We start from the raw sequence: 24,345 nt of genomic DNA on the forward strand, positions 1-24,345 counted from the left end.
TGAACACAGGCGGCTGCAACTTTTAAGTTAAGTCAAAGAGGAATTTCAATATGGGTACGCACGGTGCTCAGCGTAAAACGCTGGCGCTCGCAGTCGCGGGCGCGCTGTTGGGAACAGGGTTTGCCATGGCGCCTGAGGCGAAAGCCGCAGGGTTTATCGATGATTCCACGCTGACCGGCGGCATCTATTACTGGCAACGTGAGCGCGACCGTAAAGATCTCAATCCGGACAGCAAGGACTACAACCAATATACCACCAACCTGTCGCACTCCACCGCCAACCTGAGCCTGGATTTCGCTTCGGGCTACGCCTGGGATATGTTCGGTCTGGACGTCGGTGCCTTCACCGCTATCGAGCTGGCGGAATCCAGCGCCAGCGGCCACCCGAACGAGATCGCGTTTTCCTCGAAAAACCGGACCTACGACGAAGACTATTCCGGTGACAAGGGCGGCATCAGCCTGTACAAAGCCGCCGCCAAATTCAAATACGGCCCGGTCTGGGCGCGCGCCGGCTATATTCAGCCGAGCGGCCAAACCCTGCTGGCGCCACACTGGAGCTTTATGCCGGGCACCTATCAGGGGGCCGAAGCCGGCGCCAAGTTCGACTACGGCGATGCCGGCGCGTTGAGCTTCTCCTACATGTGGGCCGACAAATACAAGGCACCGTGGCATATCGAGGTGGACGACTTCCGCCAGAACGACAGGAAAACCCGCGTCTCCTACCTGCACTCGCTGGGCGCCAAATACGATTTCAAAAACGATCTGGTGCTGGAAGCCGCCTTCGGCCAGGCGCAGGGATACGTGAATCAATACTTCACTAAAGCGTCTTACAAATTCGATGTGCTGGGCAACCCGCTGACCACCAGTTACCAGTTCTACGGTGCGGAAGACCGCATCAGCGACAAGAACGATCCAAACAGCATCTACGACGGCCTGGCCTGGCTGCAGGCGCTGACCTTCGGTTACACCACCGGGCAGTTCAACTGGCGTCTGGAAGGCACCATGGTCAAGGCGGAAGGCAACCAGGGCTTCTTCCTGCAGCGCATGACCCCAACCTACGCCTCGTCCAACGGTCGTCTGGACGTGTGGTGGGACAACCGCTCCGACTTTAACGCCAACGGCGAGAAAGCGGTGTACGCCGGAGTGATGTATGACCTCAGCAACTGGAACCTGCCGGGCATGGCGGTCGGCGGCTCCTACGTTTACGCCTGGGACGCCAAGCCGAGCACCAACCCGATCTACGATCAAAGCCAGCGCCTGAAAGAGAGCGCCTGGAGCCTGGACGCGATGTACACCATCCAGGAAGGGCGCGCCAAGGGCACGCTGATCAAGCTGCACTACACCCAGTATGACAACCACACCAACATCCCGAGCTGGGGCGGCGGTTACGGCAACATCTTCCAGGACGAGAAAGACGTCAAGTTCATGGTCATCGCGCCATTCACCATCTTCTGATGCGTTCCCCGGCCTCGCCGCCGGGGGCAGTTAAGGGAATTCAACGATGAAAAAAATCATGCTGATGTTGGCGGCCGCCGCGGCCTTGAGCGCCTGCGCGCAACCCGCCGCGCCGCCGGAAGACGCCAAATTGAAGCAGGCTTACAGCGCCTGCATCAACACCGCCGAAGGTTCACCGGAGCGTCTGCAGCCCTGCAAGGCGGTGCTGAACGTGCTGAAGCAAGAGAAGCAGCACCAGCAGTTCGCCGCGCAGGAAACGGTGCGGGTGATGGATTATCAGAACTGCATTATGGCGGTTCACAGCGGCAACGGTCAGGCTTACGACGCCAAGTGCGGCAAGCTGTGGCAAGAAATTCGCGATAACAATAATTAAGAAGGACAAGAACATGAACGCATTCAAACTGAGCGCATTAGCCGCTTTGACGGCAACGATGGGATTCCTGGGCGGCATGGGAAACGCCATGGCTGATCAACAGCTGGTGGATCAACTGAGTCAGCTGAAGCTGAACGTGAAAATGCTGGATAACCGCGCCGGCGAAAACGGCGTGGATTGCGCGGCGCTGGGCGCCGACTGGGCCTCTTGCAACCGGGTGTTGTTCACCCTCAGCAACGACGGCCAGGCGATCGACGGCAAAGACTGGGTCATCTATTTCCACAGCCCGCGCCAGACTCTGCGGGTGGACAACGACCAGTTCAAGATCGCTCACCTCACCGGCGATCTGTACAAGCTGGAGCCGACCGCCAAATTCAGCGGTTTCCCGGCCGGTAAGGCGGTGGAAATTCCAGTGGTGGCCGAATACTGGCAGTTGTTCAGAAACGACTTCCTGCCGCGCTGGTATGCCACGTCCGGCGACGCCAAGCCGAAAATGCTGGCGAATACCGATACCGAAAATCTGGATCAGTTCGTGGCGCCGTTCACCGGCGACCAGTGGAAGCGCACCAAGGACGACAAAAACATTCTGATGACGCCGGCTTCGCGCTTTGTCAGCAATGCCGATCTGCAGACGCTGCCTGCCGGCGCGCTGCGCGGCCAGATCGTGCCGACGCCGATGCAGGTGAAATTGCACGCGCAGGATGCCGATCTGCGTAACGGCGTGGCACCGGATCTGAGCACGCTGGTCAAGCCGGCGGCGGACGCCGTCAACCAGCGCTTTGCGCTGCTGGGCGTGCCGGTTCAGGCCAACGGCTATCCTATCAAGACCGACATTCAGCCGGGCAAGTTTAAAGGCGCGATGGCGGTGTCAGGCGCCTATGAGTTGAAAATCGGCAAGAAAGAGGCGCGAGTGATCGGTTTCGATCAGGCCGGGGTGTTCTACGGGCTGCAGTCGATCCTGTCGTTAGTGCCGAGCGACGGCAGCGGCAAGATCGCCACGCTGGACGCCAGCGATGCACCGCGCTTCGAGTATCGCGGCATTTTCCTCGACGTGGCGCGCAACTTCCATAAGAAGGACGCGGTGCTGCGCCTGCTGGATCAGATGGCGGCCTACAAGCTCAACAAATTCCACTTCCACCTGAGCGATGACGAAGGCTGGCGCATCGAGATCCCCGGTTTGCCTGAGCTGACGGAAGTCGGCGGCCAGCGCTGCCACGATCTGAGCGAAACCACCTGCCTGCTGCCGCAGTACGGCCAGGGGCCGGACGTCTACGGCGGCTTCTTCAGCCGTCAGGACTATATCGACATCATCAAATACGCCCAGGCGCGCCAGATTGAAGTGATCCCGGAGATCGACATGCCGGCGCACGCCCGCGCCGCGGTGGTCTCGATGGAAGCGCGCTATAAAAAGCTGCATGCCGCCGGGAAAGAGCAGGAGGCCAACGAATTCCGCCTGGTGGATCCGACCGATACCTCCAACACCACCTCCGTGCAGTTCTTTAACCGCCAGAGCTACCTGAACCCGTGCCTGGACTCTTCCCAGCGCTTTGTCGACAAGGTGATCGGCGAAATCGCCCAGATGCATAAAGAAGCCGGCCAGCCGATCAAGACCTGGCACTTCGGCGGCGACGAAGCGAAAAACATTCGCCTGGGCGCCGGCTATACCGACAAGGCGAAACCGGAGCCGGGCAAAGGCATCATCGATCAGAGCAACGAAGACAAGCCGTGGGCCAAGTCGCAGGTGTGCCAGACGATGATCAAAGAAGGCAAGGTGGCCGACATGGAGCACCTGCCGAGCTACTTCGGCCAAGAGGTCAGCAAGCTGGTGAAGGCGCACGGCATCGACAGAATGCAGGCCTGGCAGGACGGCCTGAAAGACGCCGAGAGCGCGAAGGCGTTCGCCACCTCGCGCGTGGGCGTCAACTTCTGGGATACCCTGTACTGGGGCGGTTTCGATAGCGTCAACGACTGGGCCAACAAAGGGTATGAAGTGGTGGTTTCCAACCCGGACTACGTCTATATGGACTTCCCTTACGAGGTGAACCCGGACGAGCGCGGTTACTACTGGGGCACCCGCTTCAGCGACGAGCGCAAGGTGTTCAGCTTCGCGCCGGACAACATGCCGCAGAACGCGGAAACCTCGGTCGACCGCGACGGCAACCCCTTCAGCGCTAAGAGTGACAAGCCGTGGCCGGGCGCCTACGGGCTGTCCGCTCAGCTGTGGAGCGAAACCCAGCGCACCGATCCGCAGATGGAATACATGATCTTCCCACGCGCGCTGTCGGTGGCGGAACGCGCCTGGCACCGCGCCGGTTGGGAGCAGGACTATCGCGCCGGCCGCGAATACAAAGGCGGGGAAACCCACTTTGTCGATACCAAGGCGCTGGAGAAAGACTGGCTGCGCTTCGCCAATATTCTGGGCCAGCGTGAACTGGCCAAGCTGGACAAAGGCGGCGTCGCTTACCGTCTGCCGGTGCCGGGCGCGCGCGTAGCGGGCGGCAAGCTGGAGGCGAATATCGCGCTGCCGGGATTGGGCATCGAGTATTCCACCGACGGCGGCAAGCAGTGGCAGCGCTATGACGCCAAGGCCAAACCGGCGGTTTCCGGTGACGTTCAGGTGCGTTCGGTCAGCCCGGACGGTAAACGCTACAGCCGCGCCGAGAAGGTTTAAGCCCGGTGCAACGGCCTGCTGCCCGGCGGCAGGCCGTATAACGAAGGGGGAATGCGTCTGCCTTCGCGCGTGTCGGCGCGGGGCGGACGTTGAAGTGAGAGTAGTACGTGGAGTCGCAGTGCCGCTGTAATTGTGATATTTCATGACATGATTTTCCCCGGCTGGTCCGGGGATTTTTTTGCCCGTTGCACGGCGGGCATAAAAAAACCGCCTCGGTGTGAGGCGGTTTTTCATAGCCGGTCAGGCTTATTTCTTGTCGTGCAGCGTTTCGTCTTCACGACAGTCACCGGTTTCGCAGTGGCCGTACAGGTACAGGCTGTGGTTGGTGAGCTTGATGCCGTGCTGCTTGGCGATATCACGCTGGCGAACTTCGATGGATTCGTCGCTGAATTCAATCACTTTGCCGCAGTCCAGGCAAATCAGGTGATCGTGGTGATGCTGTTGGGTCAGCTCGAACACGGACTTGCCGCCTTCGAAATTGTGACGTGTCACAATGCCCGCATCGTCAAACTGGTTCAGTACGCGATAAACCGTTGCCAGCCCGATCTCTTCGCCCATATCAATCAGTTTTTTGTACAAATCTTCCGCACTGACGTGATGGCATTCCGGATTTTGCAGTACTTCCAGGATTTTGAGTCGCGGAAGCGTGACTTTTAAGCCGGCCTTCTTCAGTGCGATGTTGTTGTCGGTCATGCGAATTCAGTCCTGTTACTATGCTAATCAAGTTGAGGCGTACTCGCCTGTGGCATCGGTCGGCACAAAGAGTTAATGCGTCTCATTATAGAACCGGTTGTACTAAATAGAAACCGCCGGTTGTTAACAAAGATATAATTGCACTATTGCATGTTTTGCATGCAACGCCTTGATGGATGGGATAAACCGATATCTCAGTCTACCGTGACGGGGTGGGAAGTTACAAATCTGTAGCTTCTATCGCAGCAATCCCTGCTGCCGATGACGGCCCTGTGGGCACACTATGCACTTTACAGGGCCTTTGTTCAACCTTTCGCCAGCACCGGGGCTTAGCCGACGATATCGGCCAGGCTCAGCTCTTCGACGATCTGTTTGACCCAGGCGTCCACGCGTTCGTTGGTCAGCTCCGGCTGGCGGTCTTCGTCGATCGCCAAACCAATGAAGTGATCGTCGTCCGCCAGGCCTTTGGAGGCCTCGAAGTGGTAGCCTTTGGTCGGCCAGTGGCCCACGATGGCCGCGCCGCGCGGTTCGATGATGTCGCGGATGGTGCCCATCGCGTCACAGAAGTATTCCGCGTAGTCTTCCTGGTCGCCGCAGCCGAACAGCGCCACCAGTTTGCCGTTGAAGTCGACTTCTTCCAGCGTCGGGAAGAAATCATCCCAGTCACACTGTGCTTCACCGTAGTACCAGGTCGGGATACCCAGCAGCAGGATATCGAACCCTTCCAGGTCTTCTTTGCTGCTTTTAGCGATGTCATGCACTTCAGAGACGTCGTCGCCAAACTGTTTCTGGAGAATTTTCTGGATCATTTTGGCAATGTTTTCGGTATTGCCAGTGTCGCTGCCAAAGAAAATGCCTACAGTAGCCATATCGCGTATAACCTTTAAATTCAAGTAATTGCATTACTCGACGCCGGCACTGCCGCCGCTGACGCCGATTAAAATGATGCCATGGCAAGAGCCTTTCGCCTCCGGGGCGGGCGCCGACAGGCGCAGTCTCTAGCCGGTAAATGCGTATCATGCCAGAAAGTGGCGCCGGGGTTTTATCGCATTTATGCGATGCCGGAGAATGAAGAAAAGCGTGGTCGATCCGGCGTTGTCCTTAACGCCGCGCCGCGCGTGCGGCCGAAGAGATCAATGTTCCGGCTGTTCTTCCGCCAGTTGCGCCAACAGCATCTGCTCGATGAGTTCGCTGCGGCTGATGTTGCGCTGTTCCGCCAGTTTGTTCAGGGCGTCCACCGCATCCGCGTTGATTTTCAGCTCTACGCGCCGCAATCCACGCACTTTATCGCGCCGTAACTGATTGCGCTTATTGATTCTAAGCTGTTCATCGCGGGAGAGCGGGTTGGTTTTCGGGCGCCCCGGACGGCGTTCATCTGCGAACAGATCCAGCGTCGTGCGATCCGTTTGTTCTTTTGCCATAGGTAGCGGTACTGCAAGGGAGTTTGCATCAAAAAGCGCTCGCACGCTTCCGGAGGCATCGGTTAACACACTTCGGGCCAATAAACCCTAACCCAAATTCACCCCCGAACCGGCGTTCGTGAACGCGCTGGCGCGGCGGCAAAATTATAGCGCGCCATATTACCCCAGCAGATGGAGCGGCGACAATGCCTAACTGCGGGCTAAACGCGCTAAGCCGTTATCTTTAGCGCGTTTTTTCGCCAGGGGAGCGTGTTTTTCAGGCTTCGTCGAGGAAACGGTGGATGGCGCGCAGCACCGCTTCCGGTTTTTCGGCGTGCACCCAATGGCCGGTACCGGCGACGACGTGCGCGCGGGCCTGCGGGAACTGGCGGGCGATGTCCGCACGGTAACTGTCCTGCACGTACGGCGACAGGCCGCCGCGAATGAACAGGGTCGGGTGCGGCCAGGCCGGGACTTCCTGCCAGCCGGTGATGTCTTCGTAGCGTGCGATCAGCACCGGCAGGTTGAAGCGCCATTCGCCGTTGTGGAATGACTTCAGCAGGAACTGGATCACGCCTTCTTCCTGCAGGTAGTCGCGCATCAGCTCGGCGGCCGCCTGGCGCTGGGTGATGCCGGCGGCGCTGATGGCCTTCAGCGCGGCGAAAATCTCGTCGTGGCGGCGGGTCTGGTAATCCACCGGCGCGACGTCGATAACGATCAGCCTGGCGACGCGCTCGGGCGCGATGGCGGTCAGCGCCATCGCCGCTTTGCCGCCCATCGAATGGCCGATGACGATCGCTTTCTCCAGCTGCAGTTCGTCGAGCAGCGCCAGCAGATCCTGCGCCATGGCGGGGTAGTTCATGTCGTCGGCGCGCGGGGAGAGGCCGTGATTGCGCAGATCGACCTTGATCACCGTGTGCTGTTTATGCAGATCGCGCGCCAGCACGCCCAGGTTGTCCAGATTGCCGAACAGCCCGTGGATCAGCAGCACCGGCAGTGCGTCTGACTCGGCGGCCAGCAGTTGATAATGTAATTTCATGGCGAAGTTCATACTGAGAGAGATTCAGATTAGGGTATCATGATTGAATCGCACGATGAATCATGCGGAATTTTCGCGGCGCGGGCTTGGCAGTGCCGGCTATAGGTATTAGTCTGCATTTGCCGTCCGGAGGCACATTGTTGTGTTCGCCCCAGCGCTTTTAACCTTATAATCCCATGGCTTGAATGCAGGATCTGGCTTCAGGTTCTAAGTAGAAAAAACAGTATTGGATAAAGATGAAAACTATTGAAGTCGACGAAGAGCTTTACCGTTATATTGCCAGCCACACGCAACACATCGGTGAAAGCGCGTCCGATATTTTACGCCGCATGTTGAAATTCACCGCCGGGCAGCCGGTGCGCGCGTTGCCTGCCGCCAGTGCCCCGCAGTCCGTCGAGCTGGAAAAAGCGGCGCCGGCGCAGCGTCCGCGGGATCGCGTGCGCGCCATGCGTGAGCTGCTGTTATCGGATGAATACGCCGAGCAGAACAAAGCGGTCAACCGTTTCATGCTGGTGCTGTCCACGCTGTACACCCTCGATGCCGCCGGTTTCGCCGCCGCTACCGAGGCGTTGACCGGCCGTACCCGCACCTATTTCGCCGGCGATCAGCAGACCCTGCTGGCCAACGGCACGCACACCAAGCCGAAGCATGTACCGGGCACCCCTTACTGGGTGATCACCAATACCAATACCGGCCGCAAACGCAGCATGATCGAACACATCATGCAGGCGATGCAGTTCCCGGCGGAACTGATCGAGAAAGTTTGCGGTACCGTCTAATTTAGCGAACAGCCCGTCATGCTGGCCGTGCGCGACGTATTGCCCGGTCACCGACAGGGATGAGGGAGATATGTCGATGGCGAATAATCCACGTGCCGGGCAGCCCGCCCGCCAAAGCGATCTGATCAACGTAGCCCAGCTGACGTCGCAGTACTATGTGCTGCAACCTGAAGCCGGCAATGCCGCACACGCGGTGAAGTTTGGCACCTCCGGCCACCGCGGCAGCGCGCAGCGCCACAGCTTCAACGAAGCGCACATCCTCGCCATCGCTCAGGCGATCGCCGAAGTTCGTCATCAGCAGGGCACCACCGGCCCGTGCTACGTGGGCAAAGACACCCATGCGCTGTCTGAGCCGGCCTTCATTTCCGTGCTGGAAGTGCTGACCGCCAACGGCGTCGATGTGATCGTGCAGGAAAATAACGGTTTCACGCCAACGCCGGCGGTATCGCACGCCATTCTGTGCCACAACCGCCGCGGCGGCGCGCAGGCCGACGGCATCGTCATTACGCCGTCCCACAACCCGCCGGAAGACGGCGGCATCAAATACAATCCGCCGAACGGCGGCCCGGCTGACACCAACCTGACGTCGGTGATCGAGAAGCGCGCCAACGAACTGCTGGCGCAGCAGCTGAAAGGCGTTCAGCGCCAGTCGCTGGACAAGGCCTGGAACAGTGGCCACCTGCACGCCAAAGACCTGGTGCAGCCTTATGTCGAAGGCCTGGTTGAGGTGGTCGACATGCCGGCCATTCAACGCGCCGGCCTGAAGCTGGGCGTGGATCCGCTCGGCGGCTCCGGCATCGCCTATTGGCAGCGCGTGGCGGAACACTACAAGCTGGATCTGACGCTGGTGAACGATTCCATCGATCAGACCTTCCGCTTTATGCACCTGGATCACGACGGCATCATCCGCATGGACTGCTCGTCCGAGTCGGCGATGGCCGGCCTGCTGGCGCTGCGCGACAAATTCGATCTGGCGTTCGCCAACGATCCGGATTACGACCGCCACGGCATTGTCACGCCGAAAGGCCTGATGAACCCGAACCACTATCTGGCGGTAGCCATCAACTACCTGTTCCAACATCGCCCGCAGTGGGGCGCCGATGTCGCAGTCGGTAAAACGCTGGTGTCCAGCGCGATGATCGACCGCGTGGTGGCCGACCTGGGCCGCAAGCTGGTGGAAGTGCCGGTCGGTTTCAAATGGTTTGTGGACGGCCTGTTCGACGGCAGCCTGGGCTTCGGCGGCGAAGAGAGCGCCGGGGCTTCGTTCCTGCGCTTCAACGGCCAGCCGTGGTCGACGGACAAAGACGGCATCATCATGTGCCTGCTGGCGGCTGAAATCACCGCGGTAACCGGTGAGAATCCGCAGCATCACTATGACGATCTGGCCAAGCGTTTCGGTGCGCCGAGCTATAACCGCATCCAGGCGCCGGCAACCCATGCGCAGAAAGCGGCGCTGTCCAAGCTGTCGCCGGAGATGGTCAAGGCCAGTACGCTGGGCGGGGATCCGATCACCGCACGTTTGACCGCGGCACCGGGTAACGGCGCCTCGATCGGCGGGCTGAAAGTGATGACCGACAACGGCTGGTTCGCGGCCCGTCCTTCCGGTACCGAAGAGGCTTACAAGATCTATTGCGAGAGCTTCCTCGGCGCGGAACACCGCGAGAAGATTGAGCATGAAGCGGTCGAAATCGTCAGCGAAGTGCTGGCTTCCGCCAAGTAATCACTTTCCCTGATTGATAAAAAGCGCTGTTTTTACAGCGCTTTTTTTATGTCTTCAATTTAGATATATCTTTTTATTGGTGCGCGCTTGCGCATTTAGATATATCGATCTAGATTAGCGTTATCGACGCTGTTTAGATATATCTAAACAACCTCGTATTGATGTTCACTGTTAAAGCGAGGTATCACCCTATGTTTCATCGATTAGGTTTACACCGGCATCACCATCACCATCATGAATGTGAAGAGGGCCGCCGTCATCGCGGCGGGCGCCATCATTTCGGCGGCGACGGCGAAGAGCACGGCCGGGGTGGGCGCGGCGGCCGGGGCGGGCGTCACCGTCTGTTCGAGCACGGCGATCTGCGCCTGGTGCTGCTGGCGCTGGTGGCGCGCAAGCCCAGCCACGGCTATGAGCTGATCAAGGCGATCGAGGAAGCCTCTTCCGGCCTGTACGTGCCGAGCCCGGGGGTGATTTACCCCACGCTGACGCTGCTGGAAGAGCAGGATTTCCTTGAGCCGCTCACCACCGGCAACGGCCGCAAAAGCTACCGCATCACCGCGGCGGGCGAGGGCGAGCTGCAAAAGCATCAACAGGCGGTTGACGTCATTCTGGCGCGCCTGGCGGGCGCCGGCCGCGAGCATCATCGGCACGGCAACCTGGCGGAAGGCATCTACGACGCCATGAACCGCCTGCGCAGCCTGCTGCGCGGCAACGTGATGCGCGCCGATCTTACGCCGCAGCAGGTGGAGCGCATCAACGCCGCGTTGCTGACCGCCGTGGCGGCGATCGAAAGCGAAATGCATATTCAACCCACGCAGCAGGAGAAGAACTGATGCCCGGCCACCGTTTTACTATTACCGTTGAAGCCCTGAGCGATCGCCAGGGCAATCCCGTCGCGAAAGCGCCGCTGAGTTTTGAAGTGACCAACCACGACGATATTCTCGAGATCGTCGAGCGTATCCGGGCGCGTGACGATCTGAACTTCGGCCCCGAGCAGAGCGCGGCCTTCGCCGTGGGATTGAAGCTGTTCTCCGAAGTGATGATCGAAAACCGCAAACACCCGGTGTTCGCTCCGCTGCGCGATGCGTTTAAGGAATTTATGGTCGGATTGAAGAAAGGCCCGGCGGCGTAAAGGCGCGGCACACCGCGCCCGCCGGGGTTAAGGCATGAAGCGGTAGCCGACGCCGGTTTCGGTCAGCAGGTGTTTGGGCCGGGCCGGATCGGCTTCCAGCTTCTGCCGCAGATGGCCCATGTAGATGCGCAGGTAGTGGCTGTGCTCCACGTAGTTCGGCCCCCAGACGTGGCTCAACAGCTGACGTTGGGTGATCACCTTGCCGGCGTTGGCCAGCAGTTCCGCCAGCAGGCGAAACTCGATCGGCGTCAGGTGCAGGTCTTCGTCGTTGCGCAGCACCCGGCGATTCACCAGATCGACGGTGATCGCTGAAAAACTCACCAGCGGGCTTTCCTGCTGGCTGGCGGAGTGGCGGCGCAGCGCGACCCGCACCCGCGCCAGCAGCTCGCCGATGCCGAACGGCTTGCTGAGGTAGTCGTCGGCGCCGGCGTCCAGCGCGGCGATCTTGTCCTCCTCGGCGTTGCGCGCCGACAGCACGATCACCGGAATGGCGCTCCACTGCCGCAGATCGCGGATGTAGCTCAGCCCGTCGCCATCCGGCAACCCCAAATCAAGGATGATCAGATCCGGTTTGCGCGTGCCGGCTTCAATCAGCCCGCGCTGCAGCGTTTCACTTTCAAACACCCGCAGGCCTTCGCTCTCCAGCGCGGTGCGCACGAAGCGGCGGATCTCTTTTTCATCTTCAACAATCAGAATGTTGGTTGGCGTTATGCTCACGTTTCCCCTGCGTTGATTACAGATCGAAGGCGTCGCCGTCGATCTCGGGCGGTTTTTCCAGCGGCAGCACGAAGCGGAAGCTGGCGCCGCCGTTGGCGCCGTTTTCCGCCCAGATGCGGCCATCATGCACTTCAATAATGGCACGGCAAATCGCTAACCCCAAGCCGACGCCGGGGATCGCCGACTCTTTATTGCCGCGTGAAAACTTGTCGAAAATCAGCTGCAGCTGATCGGCGGGGATGCCGGGGCCGTTATCCCAGACCTCGACTTCCAGCCACTCGGGCAGCGTGCGGGCGCGAATGCCGATGGTGGCCTCGGCGCCGGCGTATTTATTGGCGTTTTCCAACAGGTTGGTGAACACCCGTTCCAGCAGGCTGCCGTCGCAGTTGACCAGGATCTGTTCCGGCGGCAGCTCGACCACGATCGGATGCTGGCTGAGCAGCGGCTCCAGCATGTGCAGCGAGGCGCCGACGATCTCTTCCAGCGACTGCCACTCTTTGCGCAGGCTGAAACCGCCGGACTGGATGCGCGCCATATCCAGCAGGTTGTTCACCAGCCGGGTGGTGCTCAGCACCTGCTGGCGGATCTGGCTGGCCTGGGTGGCGTGATTGGAGCCTTCGGCCGCCAGATCCAGCGTGAGGATTTCCGCCTGGCCGAACAGCACGGTCAGCGGCGTGCGCAGATCGTGCGACAGCGCCGCCAGCAGCGAGTTGCGCAGCTGTTCGCGCTCGGCGTCCAGCTTGGCTTCTTCGGCGCTGCGCGCCAGGTGCAGCCGCTCCAGCGCGCTGGCGATCAGCACCGCGAAGGTCTGCAGTAGCCGCTGCTGTTCCGGCACCATCAGCTGGCGCAGGTTGTTGGGCTCGATCGCCAGCAGGCCGAAGGTCTGCTTGGGGGTATTGAGCGGCAGCAGCTGGTAAGGCACGCCGGGCAGGGTGTCGGTGCCGGCACCTGCCGGCAGGCCTTTGTCGAAGCTCCAGCGCGCGATGGCCTCGTCTACCGACAGCAGCCCGCCTTCCTCGCCAACCATCTGTTGCAGGCGGCCGTCTTCCTGCGGCAGCAGCAGCACGGTTTTCGCCTGGAAACTGCTGGAGAGGAAGTGGCGGCTGGTGTTGGCGATGTCGGCCACGGTCAGCGCGCGGCTCAGCCCGCGCGACATTTCGTACAGGTGACGCGCCCGCTGCTCGCGGTAGCGCGCCACTCGGGCCTGATAACGCACCCCGGCGGTCAGGTTGCCGATGATGATGCCGACGGCGAGCATCACGCCGAAGGTCAGCAGATACTGCATATCGCTGACGGCGAACGACCATTCGGGCTGGACGAAGAACAGATCGAAGCTGGCGACGTTGATCACCGCCGCCAGCACCGACGGCCAGCGGCCGAAGAACAGCGCGACGATCGCCACGCCGAGCAGATAGATCATCACCAGGTTGGCCTGATCGAAGCCCGGCAGCAGCCACTGCGAGAGCAGGGTGATCAGCGCGCACAGCGCCACCGCCACCGCGCAGCCGCGCAGCTGCATGCGCCATTTCTCATTGAAGCTGCGGCCGTCGTGCTCCTTGCCCGGCGGCGGCTGCGCGGCGTCGTTCTCCAGCGCCACGATCACCAGATCGAGATCCGGGCCCAGTCGGCCGAGGCGATCGGCGAAGCTGCCGCGCAGCTTCCAGCGCTGTTCGCTGCGGCGGCCGATGATGATTTTGCCGAGGTTATGCTCGCGGGCGTAGCGCAGCACCGCGCGCTCTTCGGACGGATCGGCCAGGGTGGCGGTTTCTGCCCCCAGCTCCTGCGCCAGCCGCAGCGCGCGCAGAATGGCGCGGCGCTGGTTTTCCGGCAGCCGGTGCAGCTTGGGGGTTTCCACATAGACCGCATGCCAGTGGCAGCCGAGCCGCGCCGCCAGCCGGGCGGCGATGCGCACCAGCTTTTCGTTGCCGCTGTTGTGGCCGACGCACAGCAGAATGCTGTCGCGGGTGTGCCACACTTTCTCGCGCCCCTGGGTATCGCGAAACTCGCGCATCTGATCATCGACCCGATCGGCGGTGCGGCGCAGCGCCAGCTCGCGCAGGGCGATCAGGTTGCCTTTGCGAAAGAAGTGCTCGATGGCGCGCTCGGCCTGACCGGGAATATACACTTTGCCTTCGTGCAGCCGCCGGCGCAGATCGTCCGGCGGCAGATCGACCAGCACCACTTCGGCGGCTTCGTCAAACACGTGGTCGGGCACCGTTTCGCGCACCCGCACGCCGGTCACGCCGCCCACGACGTCGTTCAGGCTTTCCAGATGCTGCACGTTGACGGTAGTCAGCACGTCGATGCCGGCGTCCAGCAGCTCTTCCACATCCTGCCAGCGTTTGGGGTGGCGCGAACCCTGGGCGTTGCTGTGCGCCAGTTCGTCCATCAGCACCAGCGCCGGGTGGCGCGCCAGCGCGGCGTCGAGATCGAATTCATGCACCAGCCGGCCGCGATGCTGGATGCGTTTTTGCGGCAGCAGCGACAGGCCGTCGAGCAGGGCGGCGGTCTCGCTGCGGCCGTGGGTTTCCACCACGCCGACCAGCACGTCCAGCCCCTGAGCGCGCAAACGCTGGGCCTCCTGCAGCATGGCGTAGGTTTTGCCCACGCCGGCGCAGGCGCCGAAGAATACCTTCAACCGGCCGCGCGGCTTTTCATTGGCCAGCGCCAGCAGGCTATCGGGATCGGGGCGCTGCTGCTCTTCTTCGACCATGACAATTCCTTGTGTTACCAAGCAAAAAGGGGTTCGGCATGCCGAACCCTATCACTATGCTGAATACGGCGCGTTACTTCAACGCATCCAGCGCCAGGTTCAGCTTCAGCACGTTGACCACCGATTCCCCCATGAAGTTGGGCGTGGCCCGATCGGTATTGTCGTCGATCAGTTTGGCGACCTGTTCCGGCGGCAGATGACGCGCCGCCGCGACCCGCGCCAGCTGATATTGCGCGGCGGCGATCGAGATCTGCGGATCCAACCCGCTGCCGGAGGCGGTCAGCAGATCGACCGGGATCGGGCCGCTCATTGCCGGGTTGGCCTGGCGCAGCTGCGCTGCGCGTTCGGCGATAGCCTTATCCAGCGCCGGGTTGGTGGCCGCCAGGTTGCTGCCGGCGGAGGCCTGTGGATTATAGGCCGAATCGCCGGTGGCCGACGGGCGGCCCCAGAAATAGTCGGCGCGCATAAAGTTCTGGCCGATCAGTGCTGAGCCCACCGCCTTGTCGCCTTGGTACAGCAGCGAGCCGTTGGCCGCGGCCGGAAACAGCAGCTGCGCCAGCCCGGTGGTCAGCAGCGGATAGGCGATGCCGGTGATCAGCGTCAGCAAAATCAGCATCACCAGCGCAGGTCGTAAATAAGTCATGTTCATTTCCCTCAATGGTTAACCGGCGACGTGCAGCGCGACCAGGATCAGGTCGATCAATTTGATGCCGACGAACGGCACCAGCAGACCGCCGACCCCGTACAGCCACAGGTTGCGGCGCAGCAGGGCCGCGGCGCTCATCGGTTTATAGCTCACCCCTTTCAGCGCCAGCGGGATCAGGAACACGATCACCAGGGCGTTGAAGATCACCGCCGACATGATGGCGGAGGCGGGGGAGTGCAGGTGCATCACGTTCAGCGCGTTCAGCTGCGGGTAGGTGGCCGCGAACGCCGCCGGAATGATGGCGAAGTATTTGGCCACGTCGTTGGCGATGCTGAAGGTGGTCAGCGAGCCGCGCGTCATCAGCATCTGTTTGCCGATATGCACCACTTCGATCAGCTTGGTCGGGTTGGAATCCAGATCGACCATGTTGCCCGCCTCTTTGGCAGCCTGGGTGCCGGAGTTCATCGCCACCGCCACATCGGCCTGCGCCAGCGCCGGGGCGTCGTTGGTGCCGTCGCCGGTCATCGCCACCAAACGGCCTTCTCCCTGATACTGGCGGATCAGCGCCAGCTTGGCTTCCGGCGTGGCTTCCGACAGGAAATCGTCCACCCCGGCTTCGGCGGCGATCGCCGCCGCGGTCAGCGGGTTATCGCCGGTGATCATCACCGTTTTGATGCCCATCTTGCGCAGCTCATTGAAGCGTTCCTTGATGCCGCCCTTGACGATATCCTTCAGCGCCACCACGCCCAGCACCCGGGCGCCTTCCGCCACCACCAGCGGCGTGCCGCCGGTGCGCGCCACGCTTTCCACCAGATCGTCCACCGCCCGCGGGAAGTGGCCCTGATTGGTTTCGACGTGGCGGCGAATGGCGTCCACCGCGCCTTTGCGGATCATGCGCTCCTGCACGTTGACGCCGCTCATGCGGGTCTGGGCGGAGAAGGGCACGAAGGTGGCGTTCAGCGCCTGCAGATCGCGTTCGCGCAGGTTGAAGCGCTGTTTGGCCAGCACCACGATGCTGCGGCCTTCCGGCGTTTCGTCCGCCAGCGAGGCCAGCTGCGCGGCGTCCGCCAGCTCTTGCTCTTTCACGCCCGGCGCCGGCAGGAACTCCGAAGCCTGGCGGTTGCCCAGCGTGATGGTGCCGGTTTTATCCAGCAGCAGCACGTCCACGTCGCCGGCGGCTTCCACCGCGCGGCCGCTGGTGGCGATCACGTTGGCACCGAGCATGCGGCTCATCCCGGCCACGCCGATGGCGGACAGCAGGCCGCCGATAGTGGTGGGGATCAGGCAGACCAGCAGCGCGACCAGCACGGTGATGGTGACCACGCTGCCGCTGCCGGCCGCTTCCACGCTGTATTGCGAGAACGGGAACAGGGTGGCGGTGGCCAGAACGAACACGATGGTCAGCGCCACCAGCAGGATAGTCAGCGCGATCTCGTTCGGCGTTTTGCGGCGTTTGGCGCCTTCCACCATGGCGATCATGCGATCGAGGAAGGTTTCCCCCGGGTTGACGCTGCACTGCACCACCAGCCAGTCGGACAGCACTCGGGTGCCGCCGGTGACCGAGGAGAAGTCGCCGCCGGACTCGCGGATCACCGGCGCGGATTCGCCGGTGATGGCGCTTTCATCCACCGAGGCGCCGCCTTCCAGCACTTCGCCGTCGCACGGGATGGTATCGCCGGCTTCCACCAGCACGATATCGCCTTTGCGCAGGCTCTCGGCGGCCACTTTCTCCGTGGCGCCGTCGCGGCGCGGGCCGGCCAGCTTTTTCGCCCAGCTGGTTTTCTTGGTGCCCTTCAGGCTTTCCGCCTGGGCCTTGCTGCGCCCTTCGGCCAGCGCCTCGGCGAAGTTGGCGAACAGCACGGTGAACCACAGCCACAGGGCGACGCTGCCGGTGAAGGCGGCGGCGCCGTCGGTTTGGCCGGTGAGGATCGCCAGCCAGATGGCGGTGGTCAGAATGCTGCCGATATACACCACGAACATCACCGGGTTGCGCCATTGAACGCGAGGGTCCAGTTTTTTCACCGCATCGATCAGCGCGGTGCGCACCAGAGCCGGTTCAAACAGCGCGCGTTGTTTGCGAGTCATCTCTTATTCTCTCTCTGTGACGTCGATTAGTTTGCCAACCAAAGCTGCAAATGCTCGGCCACCGGGCCCAGCGCCAGCGCCGGCACGAAGGTCAGCGCGCCCACCAGCAGCACGGTGCCGATCAGCAGGCCGATAAACAGCGGCCCATAGGTCGGCAGGGTGCCGTTGCCCGCCGGCTGGCGTTGCTTGGCGCTCAGCGAGCCGGCGATCGCCAGCACCGGCAGGATCACCCCGAAGCGGCCGACGAACATGGCGAAGGCCAGCAGCAGGTTGTAGAACGGCGTATTGACGCTCAATCCGGCGAAGGCGCTGCCGTTGTTGTTGGCGGCGGAGGACAGGGCGTACAGCACTTCGCTGAAGCCGTGGGCGCCCGGGTTGAGGATGCCGGCGCGGCCCGCGTCGGTGCCGATGGCCAGCGCGCTGCCCAGCAGCACCAGCGTCGGCGTGACCAGGATCGCCAGCGCGGTCATCTTCATGTCGTAAACGTCGATCTTCTTGCCCAGATATTCCGGGGTGCGGCCGATCATCAGACCGGCGATAAACACCGTCAGCAGCACGAACAGCAGCATGCCGTACAGGCCGGAGCCGACGCCGCCGAACACCACTTCGCCGATCTGCATCAGCCACATCGGCACCATGCCGCCCAGCGCGGTGAAGGAGTCGTGCATGGCGTTGACTGCCCCGCAGGACGCGGCGGTGGTGACTACCGAGAACAGGCTGGTGGCGAGAATGCCGAAGCGCGACTCTTTGCCTTCCATATTGATGTTGCTGTCGGCGCCCAGCGCGCTCAGGTGCGGGTTGCCTGCCAGCTCGGCGACCATCACCGCCACCACCGCCGCCACGAAGATCAGCGCCATCGCCCAGATCAGCGCATGGCCCTGGCGGTTTTCACCGGCCAACTGGCCGAAGGAGAAGCACAGCGCGCAGGGGATCAGGAAGATGGCCAGCATCTGCACGAAGTTGGTCAGCACGGTTGGGTTCTCGAACGGGTGCGCCGAGTTGGCGCCGAAGAAGCCGCCGCCGTTGGTGCCGAGCATCTTGATCGCTTCCTGCGAGGCCACCGGCCCCATCGGCAGCGTCTGCTGCGCGCCTTCGAGCGTGGTGACGTGCAGGTAAGGCAGGAAGTTTTGCAGCGTGCCCTGGCTGACGAAGAACAGGGCGATCAGCAGCGCGATCGGCAGCAGCACATACAGCGTGATGCGGAACAGATCGGCCCAGGCGTTGCCGACGGTCTTGCCGGCGCGGCGGGTAAAGGCGCGGATCAGCGCAAAGGCCACGGCGATGCCGGTAGAGGCGGAGACGAAGTTCTGCACCGCCAGCCCGGCCATCTGGCTTAAATAGCTGAGGGCGCTTTCGCCGCTGTAGGCCTGCCAGTTGGTGTTGGTGACGAAGCTGACGGCGGTGTTGAGCGCCAGATCCCAGGAGAGGCCCGGGAAGCCTTGCGGGTTGAGCGGCAGCGAGCCCTGCGTCATCAGCAGGGCGAACAGCAGCGCCAGGCCGAGCAGGTTGAACACCAGTATTGCCAGCGCGTACTGCCACCAGTTCATCTCGGTGACGCGGATGCCGCAGGCGCGCCAGACGCCGGCTTCCACCCCGCGTAGCACAGGCAGCGGCTCACCTTCGATCAGGCGCGCCATAAAGCCGCCCAGCGGCCTGGCCAGCAGCAGAAGCACCAGCAGGAAGCTGGCGATCAGTAAAAAGGCTGAAGCCGCCATCAGAAATCCTCCGCGTTAAACAGGGCGTAGACCAGATAGGCCAACAGCAGCAGAACCAACAGCGCACCACCAATAACGCTGAAACTCACGGGACACCTCCAGAGGTGTTGTTTTTGATAGAAGCAGTGTAGGGAGAGGGGTAGAAAGAAGATGAAAAAATCGCGTGGGCGGGTGTAAAAAAAGTATAAAAATGGCTGAAATTTCAGCGAAAATTTAGCATTTCAATCATCAGGCCGGTGGCGAGATTGTCCCTGATGGGGGAGGGAGAACAGGCGTAAGCGGGAAATAATGAACCAGATAATAACCACAATGTAACTCATGGTAAGTTAAAAATTAACCTTGCTGTAACAAAATTACGGATCGCGGCGGTGGTTAGCGATTTTTTGTGCGATTTAGTGGTCGGATGAGTAGTAAACTTTCATCAAGTGCGCTAAAATTTTGTCCAGTTACCAAATTACCGATTGTTCATTTGATACGTCGACGCCGTTTTCCCTGACAAATCAACGGCAGGCGTTTTTAAGGAGGTTCGCATGTCTACGACCTATCACGCTTATTCACTGCATCGGATTCTCCTGCGCCGCAGCGCAGTGGTTATCGCGGGCATTTTGGCCCTGCCGGTGATGCTGTTCCGCAGCGATCGCGGGCGTTTTTACAGCTACCTGCACCGCGTCTGGTCAAAAACCAGCGATAAGCCGGTCTGGCTGCAGCAGGCGGAACTGGCGTCCTGCGATTTCTACTGAGCCACTGCCGATTCACGAAAAACCCTCGCCCTGCGGCGAGGGTTTTTTTATGCCTATAGTCGGCCCTATCAAGCGCAAGGTCGTATTCGGCAAGCCATTCTTCTACACTTTCCTCATCGGTCAACAACACGGGAGAGCGGTATGAGCGACAAGATCCCTATCGGCATCAGCGCCTGTTTACTGGGCGACGCGGTGCGTTTCGACGGCGGCCACAAACGGCTGGCCTTTGCGGTGGAACAGTTGGCGCCCTATGTGCGCTTTGAGCCCATTTGCCCGGAAATGGCGATCGGCCTGCCTACACCACGCCCGGCGCTGCGCTTGGTGAAGCAGGCGCAGCCGTGGCCGGCGATGCGCTACAGCAACGACGCCGGCGTGGATCTGACCGAGGAGATGCGCGGCTTCTCCGCGCAGCGCGTGGCGGCCTTGCAGCATCTGTGCGGCTATATCGTCTGCGCCAAGTCACCGAGCTGCGGCCTGGAGCGGGTGCGGGTCTACAGCGAAAACGGCAAGGACTCGCGTAAAAACGGCGTCGGGCTGTTTACCGCCGAACTGCTGCGCCAGATGCCGTGGCTGCCGGTGGAAGAAGACGGACGATTGCAGGATGCGGCATTGCGGGAAAACTTTATCGAGCGGGTGTACGCGCTGTACGAGTTGAACATGCTGTGGCGCCAGGGGCTGACCCGCGGCGGGCTGATCGCGTTTCACAGCCGCTACAAGCTGTCGCTGCTGGCGCATTCGCAGCCGGCGTATCGCGAATTGGGGCGCTTCGTCGCCGATATTCACCGCTGGGATTCGCTGGAGGCCTTCGCCGTGGAATACCGCAGCCGCCTGATGGCGCTATTGGCGCACAAGGCAACGCGGCGCAACCACACCAACGTGTTGATGCACGTGCAGGGCTACTTCCGCCGTCAGCTCAGCGCGGCGCAGCGCCAGGAGCTGGCGCACCTGATCGACCGCTACCGGCAGGGCATGCAGCCGCTGTTGGCGCCGATCGCGCTGCTCAAGCATTACATGGCGGAATACCCCGATCGCTATCTGGCGGAACAACGCTATTTCGAACCTTATCCGGAGGCGCTGCGTTTGCGTTACGGCCATTGATTGACAAGGAGTTTTATGACCACGCATCTGGTCTGGTTGCGTAACGATCTGCGTATCACCGACAACAAAGCGCTGCACGCCGCCTGCAGCGATCCCGAAGCCCGGGTGCTGGCGGTGTTTATCGCCACACCGCAGCAGTGGCGGCAACATGAGATGGCGGCGCGGCAGGCGGCGCTGATCCACGCCAGCCTGCAGGCGGTGCAGCAGGCGCTGGCGCACAAGGGCATTGCGCTGCATTGCCATTCCTGTGCGGACTTTGCCGCGTCGATCGACTGGCTGGCGGACTATTGCGAGCGAGAGCAGGTGGATGCGCTGTTTTACAATCGCCAGTACGAACTGAACGAACGGCGGCGCGATGCGCGGCTGGAACAGCGGTTGAGTGGCCGGGTGAGGTGCCACGGTTTCGATGACAGCCTGCTGTTGCCGCCAGGCAGCGTACTCACCGGCGGCGGCGAGATGTACAAGGTCTATACGCCGTTTCGCAACGCTTTTCTTCAACGCCTGACCGAGTCCGACGTGAGTTGCCTGCCGGCGCCGAAGACTCGCGCCGGTGGCGCGTTGCCTGCGCCTGAGGCGCCGGCGGCGTTCGATTACCCTATGGCGGAGACTGGGGATGGCTATCCCGCCGGCGAGGAGGCCGCGTTGCAGCGGCTGCGCGCCTTTTGCCGCGAGCAGGTGCAGGATTACCTCCGGCAGCGCGATCTGCCGGCCCTCGCCGGCACCAGTAGCCTGTCGCCCTATCTGGCGATCGGCGTGCTGTCGCCGCGCCAGTGCTTCAACCGCCTGCACGCCGAATGCCCGCAGCTGCTGGAAGATCGCGAGAGCGGCGCCTTCGCCTGGCTCAACGAGCTGATTTGGCGTGAGTTCTATCGCCATCTGCTGGTGGCCTATCCCGATCTGTGCCGCCATCGGCCGTTTATTGCCTGGACGGACAAGGTGCGCTGGTGCGATGACGCGGCGAAGCTGCACGCCTGGCAGCGGGGCGAGACTGGCTATCCGATCGTCGATGCCGCCATGCGCCAGCTGAACGCCACCGGCTGGATGCACAACCGGCTGCGCATGATCAGCGCCAGTTTTCTGGTGAAGGATCTGTTGATCGACTGGCGCGCCGGGGAGCGCTATTTCATGTCGCAACTGCTGGATGGGGATCTGGCGGCCAATAACGGCGGCTGGCAGTGGGCGGCATCCACCGGCACCGACGCCGCGCCGTATTTCCGCATCTTCAACCCGACGACTCAGGGTGAACGTTTTGATCCACAAGGCACTTTTATCCGTAAATGGTTGCCGGAACTGGCGGATGTGCCCGACAATGACATCCATCATCCCCATCGCTGGGCGGAAAAGCAGCGATGCACGCTGAACTACCCGCTGCCGATCGTCGATCATAAGCAAGCCCGGCTGGAGACGCTGGCGGCGTTCGAGGCGGCAAAACGGGGAGAGTCTTGAGGCAACTGCAAGGAGCGATGCAATGATGAAAAAGGTGCTGGCCCTGTGCCTGAGCGGCTATTCCGCGCTGGCGATCGCCGGCTTTGACGTGGTGGCGCTCGGCGTCGACGGCGGCGTCAGCGACGGCAACCTGACCTCCTACCTGATCCGCAGCGACAATCAGCCGCGGTATGTGGCGCTGGACGCCGGTTCGCTGCTGCCGGGCATCGCCAAAGGGCTGGAGAAGGGCAGCTTCCCGCAGGTGACGCCCGAGCTGGCCGCGCCTTACACGCCGCAGGGCTATGTGTTCCGGCAGTTGATCGGCAGCTACTTTATCAGCCACGGCCACCTGGACCACGTGGCGGGGCTGATCCTCGGCTCGCCCGAGGACAATAAAAAAACCGTTTACGCCCAGGCGGACACCGTGCTGACCCTGCGTAATCACTACTTCAACTGGAAGGCGTGGCCGAACTTTACCGACGCCGGCAACGGCTCGCGGCTGGGCACCTACCGGCTGCAAACGGTGCGGCCGCAGCAGCGGTTTACCCTCGGTCTGACCGGATTGACCGGCGTGATGTACCCGCTCAGCCACGATCGCTATCCTTCGTCGATGCTGCTGATTTCCAACGGCAACGAGTTCTTCGCCTACTTCGGCGATACCGGGCCGGATAAGGTGGAGCAGTCGCGCGATCTCGATACCGTCTGGCGCGCGCTGGGGCCGCTTGTCGAGCAGAAGAAGCTCAAGGGCATGATTATCGAAACCTCTTACCCTAACGGGGTGGAGGACAAACATCTGTACGGCCATTTGACGCCGGCCTGGCTGCTGAAGGAGCTGAAGAACCTGACGCAGTACAGCGGCGGCGAAGGCTCGCTGAACGGTTTGCCGGTGGTGATCAGCCACATCAAGCCCAGCCTGAAGCAGGGCGAAGACACGCGCGCCGCCATTGCGCAACAGCTGGCTCAGGGCAACGATCTGGGGGTGAAATTCATCCTGATGGCGCAGGGCGACCGGCAGACATTTTGACTATGAAGAGAGAAGAGAATGCGTAACCTCGATCTGGAACAACTGATCAACACGGAACTGAACGCCGCGGCGTTTCAGGACTACGCCCCCAACGGATTGCAGGTGGAAGGCCGCCCGCACGTGCAGCGCATCGTGACCGGCGTCACCGCCTGTCAGGCGCTGCTGGACGCCGCGGTGGCGCATCAGGCCGACGCGATTATCGTGCACCACGGCTATTTCTGGAAAAACGAGGCGCCGGCGGTGCGCGGCATGAAGCGCAACCGCCTGAAAACGCTGCTGACCCATGATATCAACCTGTACGGCTACCACCTGCCGCTGGACGCGCATCCGGTGCTGGGCAACAACGCGCAGCTGGCGCAGGCGCTGGGCATTCGGGTGATTGGCGACGTCGAGCCGCTGGTGCCGCACGGCGAATTTGAACAGCCGCTGACCGGCGAAGCGCTGCAGCAGCGTATCGAAAGCCGGCTGGGGCGCGCGGTGCTGCACTGCGGCGATAACGCGCCTGAGCACATTCGCCGGGTGGCCTGGTGCACCGGTGGCGGCCAGGGCTTTATCGACAGCGCGGCGCGCTTCGGCGTCGATGCGTTCATCAGCGGTGAAGTGTCTGAGCAGACCATTCACAGCGCGCGCGAAATGGGCGTGCATTTCTTTGCCGCCGGCCACCACGCCACCGAGCGCGGCGGCGTGAAGGCGCTGGGCGACTGGCTGGCGCAGCACCACGGCTTTGATGTGACCTTTATCGACATCCCGAATCCCGCCTGATTTTTTTCTTCCCCGGATCCAGCCCGGCCTGCGCGCCGGCTGAATCCTTCTACCGCGCTATTTCCTTATTTTCCCTATGGTTGCGTTCTATTGACAGCCGGGGCCGCGTCACGCATAACTGGTGTGTTTTTCATCGCGATAATAATAAGGAGAATAAGG

22 protein-coding genes are annotated in these 24,345 nt (G+C 61.8%); 12 read left to right on the forward strand and 10 right to left on the reverse strand.

The window, feature by feature from the left end:
- Nucleotides 1-50: 50 nt before the first annotated feature.
- The 3 genes from SSARUM2_RS05910 to SSARUM2_RS05920 are packed head-to-tail and all read left to right on the forward strand — an operon-like array spanning nt 51 to nt 4,498.
- Nucleotides 51-1,454: an OprD family outer membrane porin gene (locus SSARUM2_RS05910; protein ID WP_047568891.1), complete on the forward strand. Its 1,404-nt coding sequence runs from the start codon at nt 51-53 to the stop codon at nt 1,452-1,454.
- A 46-nt stretch (nt 1,455-1,500) separates the two neighbouring features.
- Nucleotides 1,501-1,827, forward strand: a complete 327-nt coding sequence (chiQ, locus tag SSARUM2_RS05915) for a ChiQ/YbfN family lipoprotein (RefSeq protein WP_004939944.1) — start codon at nt 1,501-1,503, stop codon at nt 1,825-1,827.
- Nucleotides 1,828-1,840: 13 nt separating this feature from the next.
- Nucleotides 1,841-4,498: a beta-N-acetylhexosaminidase gene (locus SSARUM2_RS05920; RefSeq protein ID WP_060452726.1), complete on the forward strand. Its 2,658-nt coding sequence runs from the start codon at nt 1,841-1,843 to the stop codon at nt 4,496-4,498.
- A 246-nt stretch (nt 4,499-4,744) separates the two neighbouring features.
- On the opposite strand, the gene fur is transcribed toward SSARUM2_RS05920, so the two are convergent.
- From fur to ybfF, 4 genes are all read right to left on the reverse strand, one after another.
- On the reverse strand, nt 4,745-5,191 hold the full coding sequence (fur, locus tag SSARUM2_RS05925) for a ferric iron uptake transcriptional regulator (protein ID WP_019454058.1): 447 nt from the start codon (nt 5,189-5,191) through the stop codon (nt 4,745-4,747).
- A gap of 329 nt (nt 5,192-5,520) precedes the next feature.
- Nucleotides 5,521-6,060 (reverse strand): flavodoxin FldA, encoded by a 540-nt coding sequence (fldA, locus tag SSARUM2_RS05930; RefSeq protein ID WP_025301862.1) that lies wholly within the window; start codon nt 6,058-6,060, stop codon nt 5,521-5,523.
- A 264-nt stretch (nt 6,061-6,324) separates the two neighbouring features.
- Entirely contained in the window at nt 6,325-6,612 is a 288-nt protein-coding gene (gene ybfE, locus SSARUM2_RS05935) for a LexA regulated protein (protein WP_004939936.1), read from the reverse strand.
- A gap of 256 nt (nt 6,613-6,868) precedes the next feature.
- Nucleotides 6,869-7,642, reverse strand: a complete 774-nt coding sequence (gene ybfF / locus SSARUM2_RS05940) for an esterase (RefSeq protein ID WP_080437558.1) — start codon at nt 7,640-7,642, stop codon at nt 6,869-6,871.
- A gap of 224 nt (nt 7,643-7,866) precedes the next feature.
- On the opposite strand from ybfF, the gene seqA reads away from it, so the two are divergent.
- From seqA to SSARUM2_RS05960, 4 genes are all read left to right on the forward strand, one after another.
- The gene (seqA, locus tag SSARUM2_RS05945; protein ID WP_033637454.1) at nt 7,867-8,409 is read left to right on the forward strand and encodes a replication initiation negative regulator SeqA; all 543 of its coding nucleotides are present in this window, start codon (nt 7,867-7,869) and stop codon (nt 8,407-8,409) included.
- 76 nt (nt 8,410-8,485) lie between these two features.
- Entirely contained in the window at nt 8,486-10,129 is a 1,644-nt protein-coding gene (pgm, locus tag SSARUM2_RS05950) for a phosphoglucomutase (alpha-D-glucose-1,6-bisphosphate-dependent) (protein ID WP_033638690.1), read from the forward strand.
- 191 nt (nt 10,130-10,320) lie between these two features.
- Nucleotides 10,321-10,962, forward strand: a complete 642-nt coding sequence (locus SSARUM2_RS05955; protein ID WP_060420297.1) for a PadR family transcriptional regulator — start codon at nt 10,321-10,323, stop codon at nt 10,960-10,962.
- On the forward strand, nt 10,962-11,261 hold the full coding sequence (locus SSARUM2_RS05960) for a DUF3861 domain-containing protein (RefSeq protein WP_033637457.1): 300 nt from the start codon (nt 10,962-10,964) through the stop codon (nt 11,259-11,261). Before SSARUM2_RS05955 ends, SSARUM2_RS05960 begins: the two co-directional genes overlap by 1 nt.
- Nucleotides 11,262-11,288: 27 nt before the next feature.
- Here SSARUM2_RS05960 and kdpE read toward each other — a convergent pair whose 3' ends face one another.
- From kdpE to SSARUM2_RS05990, 6 genes are all read right to left on the reverse strand, one after another.
- Nucleotides 11,289-11,978, reverse strand: a complete 690-nt coding sequence (gene kdpE / locus SSARUM2_RS05965) for a two-component system response regulator KdpE (protein ID WP_033637458.1) — start codon at nt 11,976-11,978, stop codon at nt 11,289-11,291.
- 16 nt (nt 11,979-11,994) lie between these two features.
- On the reverse strand, nt 11,995-14,691 hold the full coding sequence (gene kdpD / locus SSARUM2_RS05970) for a two-component system sensor histidine kinase KdpD (protein WP_033637459.1): 2,697 nt from the start codon (nt 14,689-14,691) through the stop codon (nt 11,995-11,997).
- Between the two features lie 73 nt (nt 14,692-14,764).
- Nucleotides 14,765-15,334 (reverse strand): potassium-transporting ATPase subunit KdpC, encoded by a 570-nt coding sequence (kdpC, locus tag SSARUM2_RS05975; RefSeq protein WP_041033885.1) that lies wholly within the window; start codon nt 15,332-15,334, stop codon nt 14,765-14,767.
- An 18-nt stretch (nt 15,335-15,352) separates the two neighbouring features.
- Nucleotides 15,353-17,422, reverse strand: a complete 2,070-nt coding sequence (gene kdpB, locus SSARUM2_RS05980) for a potassium-transporting ATPase subunit KdpB (RefSeq protein WP_033637460.1) — start codon at nt 17,420-17,422, stop codon at nt 15,353-15,355.
- 26 nt (nt 17,423-17,448) lie between these two features.
- Nucleotides 17,449-19,137, reverse strand: a complete 1,689-nt coding sequence (kdpA, locus tag SSARUM2_RS05985) for a potassium-transporting ATPase subunit KdpA (protein WP_060452727.1) — start codon at nt 19,135-19,137, stop codon at nt 17,449-17,451.
- Entirely contained in the window at nt 19,137-19,226 is a 90-nt protein-coding gene (locus tag SSARUM2_RS05990) for a K(+)-transporting ATPase subunit F (RefSeq protein ID WP_016928742.1), read from the reverse strand. Before SSARUM2_RS05990 ends, kdpA begins: the two co-directional genes overlap by 1 nt.
- A 441-nt stretch (nt 19,227-19,667) precedes the next feature.
- Here SSARUM2_RS05990 and SSARUM2_RS05995 point away from each other — a divergent pair, with 441 nt between their 5' ends.
- From SSARUM2_RS05995 to SSARUM2_RS06015, 5 genes are all read left to right on the forward strand, one after another.
- Nucleotides 19,668-19,877: a YbfA family protein gene (locus tag SSARUM2_RS05995; protein ID WP_004939916.1), complete on the forward strand. Its 210-nt coding sequence runs from the start codon at nt 19,668-19,670 to the stop codon at nt 19,875-19,877.
- A gap of 141 nt (nt 19,878-20,018) precedes the next feature.
- On the forward strand, nt 20,019-20,975 hold the full coding sequence (locus SSARUM2_RS06000) for a DUF523 and DUF1722 domain-containing protein (protein ID WP_060452728.1): 957 nt from the start codon (nt 20,019-20,021) through the stop codon (nt 20,973-20,975).
- Nucleotides 20,976-20,990: 15 nt separating this feature from the next.
- The gene (gene phrB, locus SSARUM2_RS06005) at nt 20,991-22,421 is read left to right on the forward strand and encodes a deoxyribodipyrimidine photo-lyase (protein ID WP_060452729.1); all 1,431 of its coding nucleotides are present in this window, start codon (nt 20,991-20,993) and stop codon (nt 22,419-22,421) included.
- 22 nt (nt 22,422-22,443) lie between these two features.
- Entirely contained in the window at nt 22,444-23,424 is a 981-nt protein-coding gene (locus SSARUM2_RS06010) for an MBL fold metallo-hydrolase (protein WP_049196284.1), read from the forward strand.
- An 18-nt stretch (nt 23,425-23,442) separates the two neighbouring features.
- Entirely contained in the window at nt 23,443-24,186 is a 744-nt protein-coding gene (locus SSARUM2_RS06015) for a type 2 GTP cyclohydrolase I (RefSeq protein WP_025301873.1), read from the forward strand.
- The last annotated feature ends 159 nt before the right edge of the window (nt 24,187-24,345 follow it).

This window comes from Serratia sp. K-E0102 (assembly GCF_029962625.1).
Taxonomy (GTDB): Bacteria; Pseudomonadota; Gammaproteobacteria; order Enterobacterales; family Enterobacteriaceae; genus Serratia; species Serratia sarumanii.

Bases quoted from the DNA above. Each gene is read 5' to 3' on its own strand.
- SSARUM2_RS05955 (WP_060420297.1), top strand. From the start codon at position 10,321: ATGTTTCATCGATTAGGTTTACACCGGCATCACCATCACCATCATGAA.
- kdpB (WP_033637460.1), bottom strand. From the start codon at position 17,422: ATGACTCGCAAACAACGCGCGCTGTTTGAACCGGCTCTGGTGCGCACC.
- fldA (WP_025301862.1), bottom strand. From the start codon at position 6,060: ATGGCTACTGTAGGCATTTTCTTTGGCAGCGACACTGGCAATACCGAA.
- SSARUM2_RS05995 (WP_004939916.1), top strand. From the start codon at position 19,668: ATGTCTACGACCTATCACGCTTATTCACTGCATCGGATTCTCCTGCGC.
- fur (WP_019454058.1), bottom strand. From the start codon at position 5,191: ATGACCGACAACAACATCGCACTGAAGAAGGCCGGCTTAAAAGTCACG.
- SSARUM2_RS06000 (WP_060452728.1), top strand. From the start codon at position 20,019: ATGAGCGACAAGATCCCTATCGGCATCAGCGCCTGTTTACTGGGCGAC.
- kdpD (WP_033637459.1), bottom strand. From the start codon at position 14,691: ATGGTCGAAGAAGAGCAGCAGCGCCCCGATCCCGATAGCCTGCTGGCG.
- kdpC (WP_041033885.1), bottom strand. From the start codon at position 15,334: ATGACTTATTTACGACCTGCGCTGGTGATGCTGATTTTGCTGACGCTG.
- SSARUM2_RS05910 (WP_047568891.1), top strand. From the start codon at position 51: ATGGGTACGCACGGTGCTCAGCGTAAAACGCTGGCGCTCGCAGTCGCG.
- kdpA (WP_060452727.1), bottom strand. From the start codon at position 19,137: ATGGCGGCTTCAGCCTTTTTACTGATCGCCAGCTTCCTGCTGGTGCTT.
- SSARUM2_RS05960 (WP_033637457.1), top strand. From the start codon at position 10,962: ATGCCCGGCCACCGTTTTACTATTACCGTTGAAGCCCTGAGCGATCGC.
- chiQ (WP_004939944.1), top strand. From the start codon at position 1,501: ATGAAAAAAATCATGCTGATGTTGGCGGCCGCCGCGGCCTTGAGCGCC.
- pgm (WP_033638690.1), top strand. From the start codon at position 8,486: ATGGCGAATAATCCACGTGCCGGGCAGCCCGCCCGCCAAAGCGATCTG.
- ybfE (WP_004939936.1), bottom strand. From the start codon at position 6,612: ATGGCAAAAGAACAAACGGATCGCACGACGCTGGATCTGTTCGCAGAT.
- seqA (WP_033637454.1), top strand. From the start codon at position 7,867: ATGAAAACTATTGAAGTCGACGAAGAGCTTTACCGTTATATTGCCAGC.
- SSARUM2_RS05920 (WP_060452726.1), top strand. From the start codon at position 1,841: ATGAACGCATTCAAACTGAGCGCATTAGCCGCTTTGACGGCAACGATG.
- ybfF (WP_080437558.1), bottom strand. From the start codon at position 7,642: ATGAACTTCGCCATGAAATTACATTATCAACTGCTGGCCGCCGAGTCA.
- SSARUM2_RS06015 (WP_025301873.1), top strand. From the start codon at position 23,443: ATGCGTAACCTCGATCTGGAACAACTGATCAACACGGAACTGAACGCC.
- phrB (WP_060452729.1), top strand. From the start codon at position 20,991: ATGACCACGCATCTGGTCTGGTTGCGTAACGATCTGCGTATCACCGAC.
- SSARUM2_RS06010 (WP_049196284.1), top strand. From the start codon at position 22,444: ATGATGAAAAAGGTGCTGGCCCTGTGCCTGAGCGGCTATTCCGCGCTG.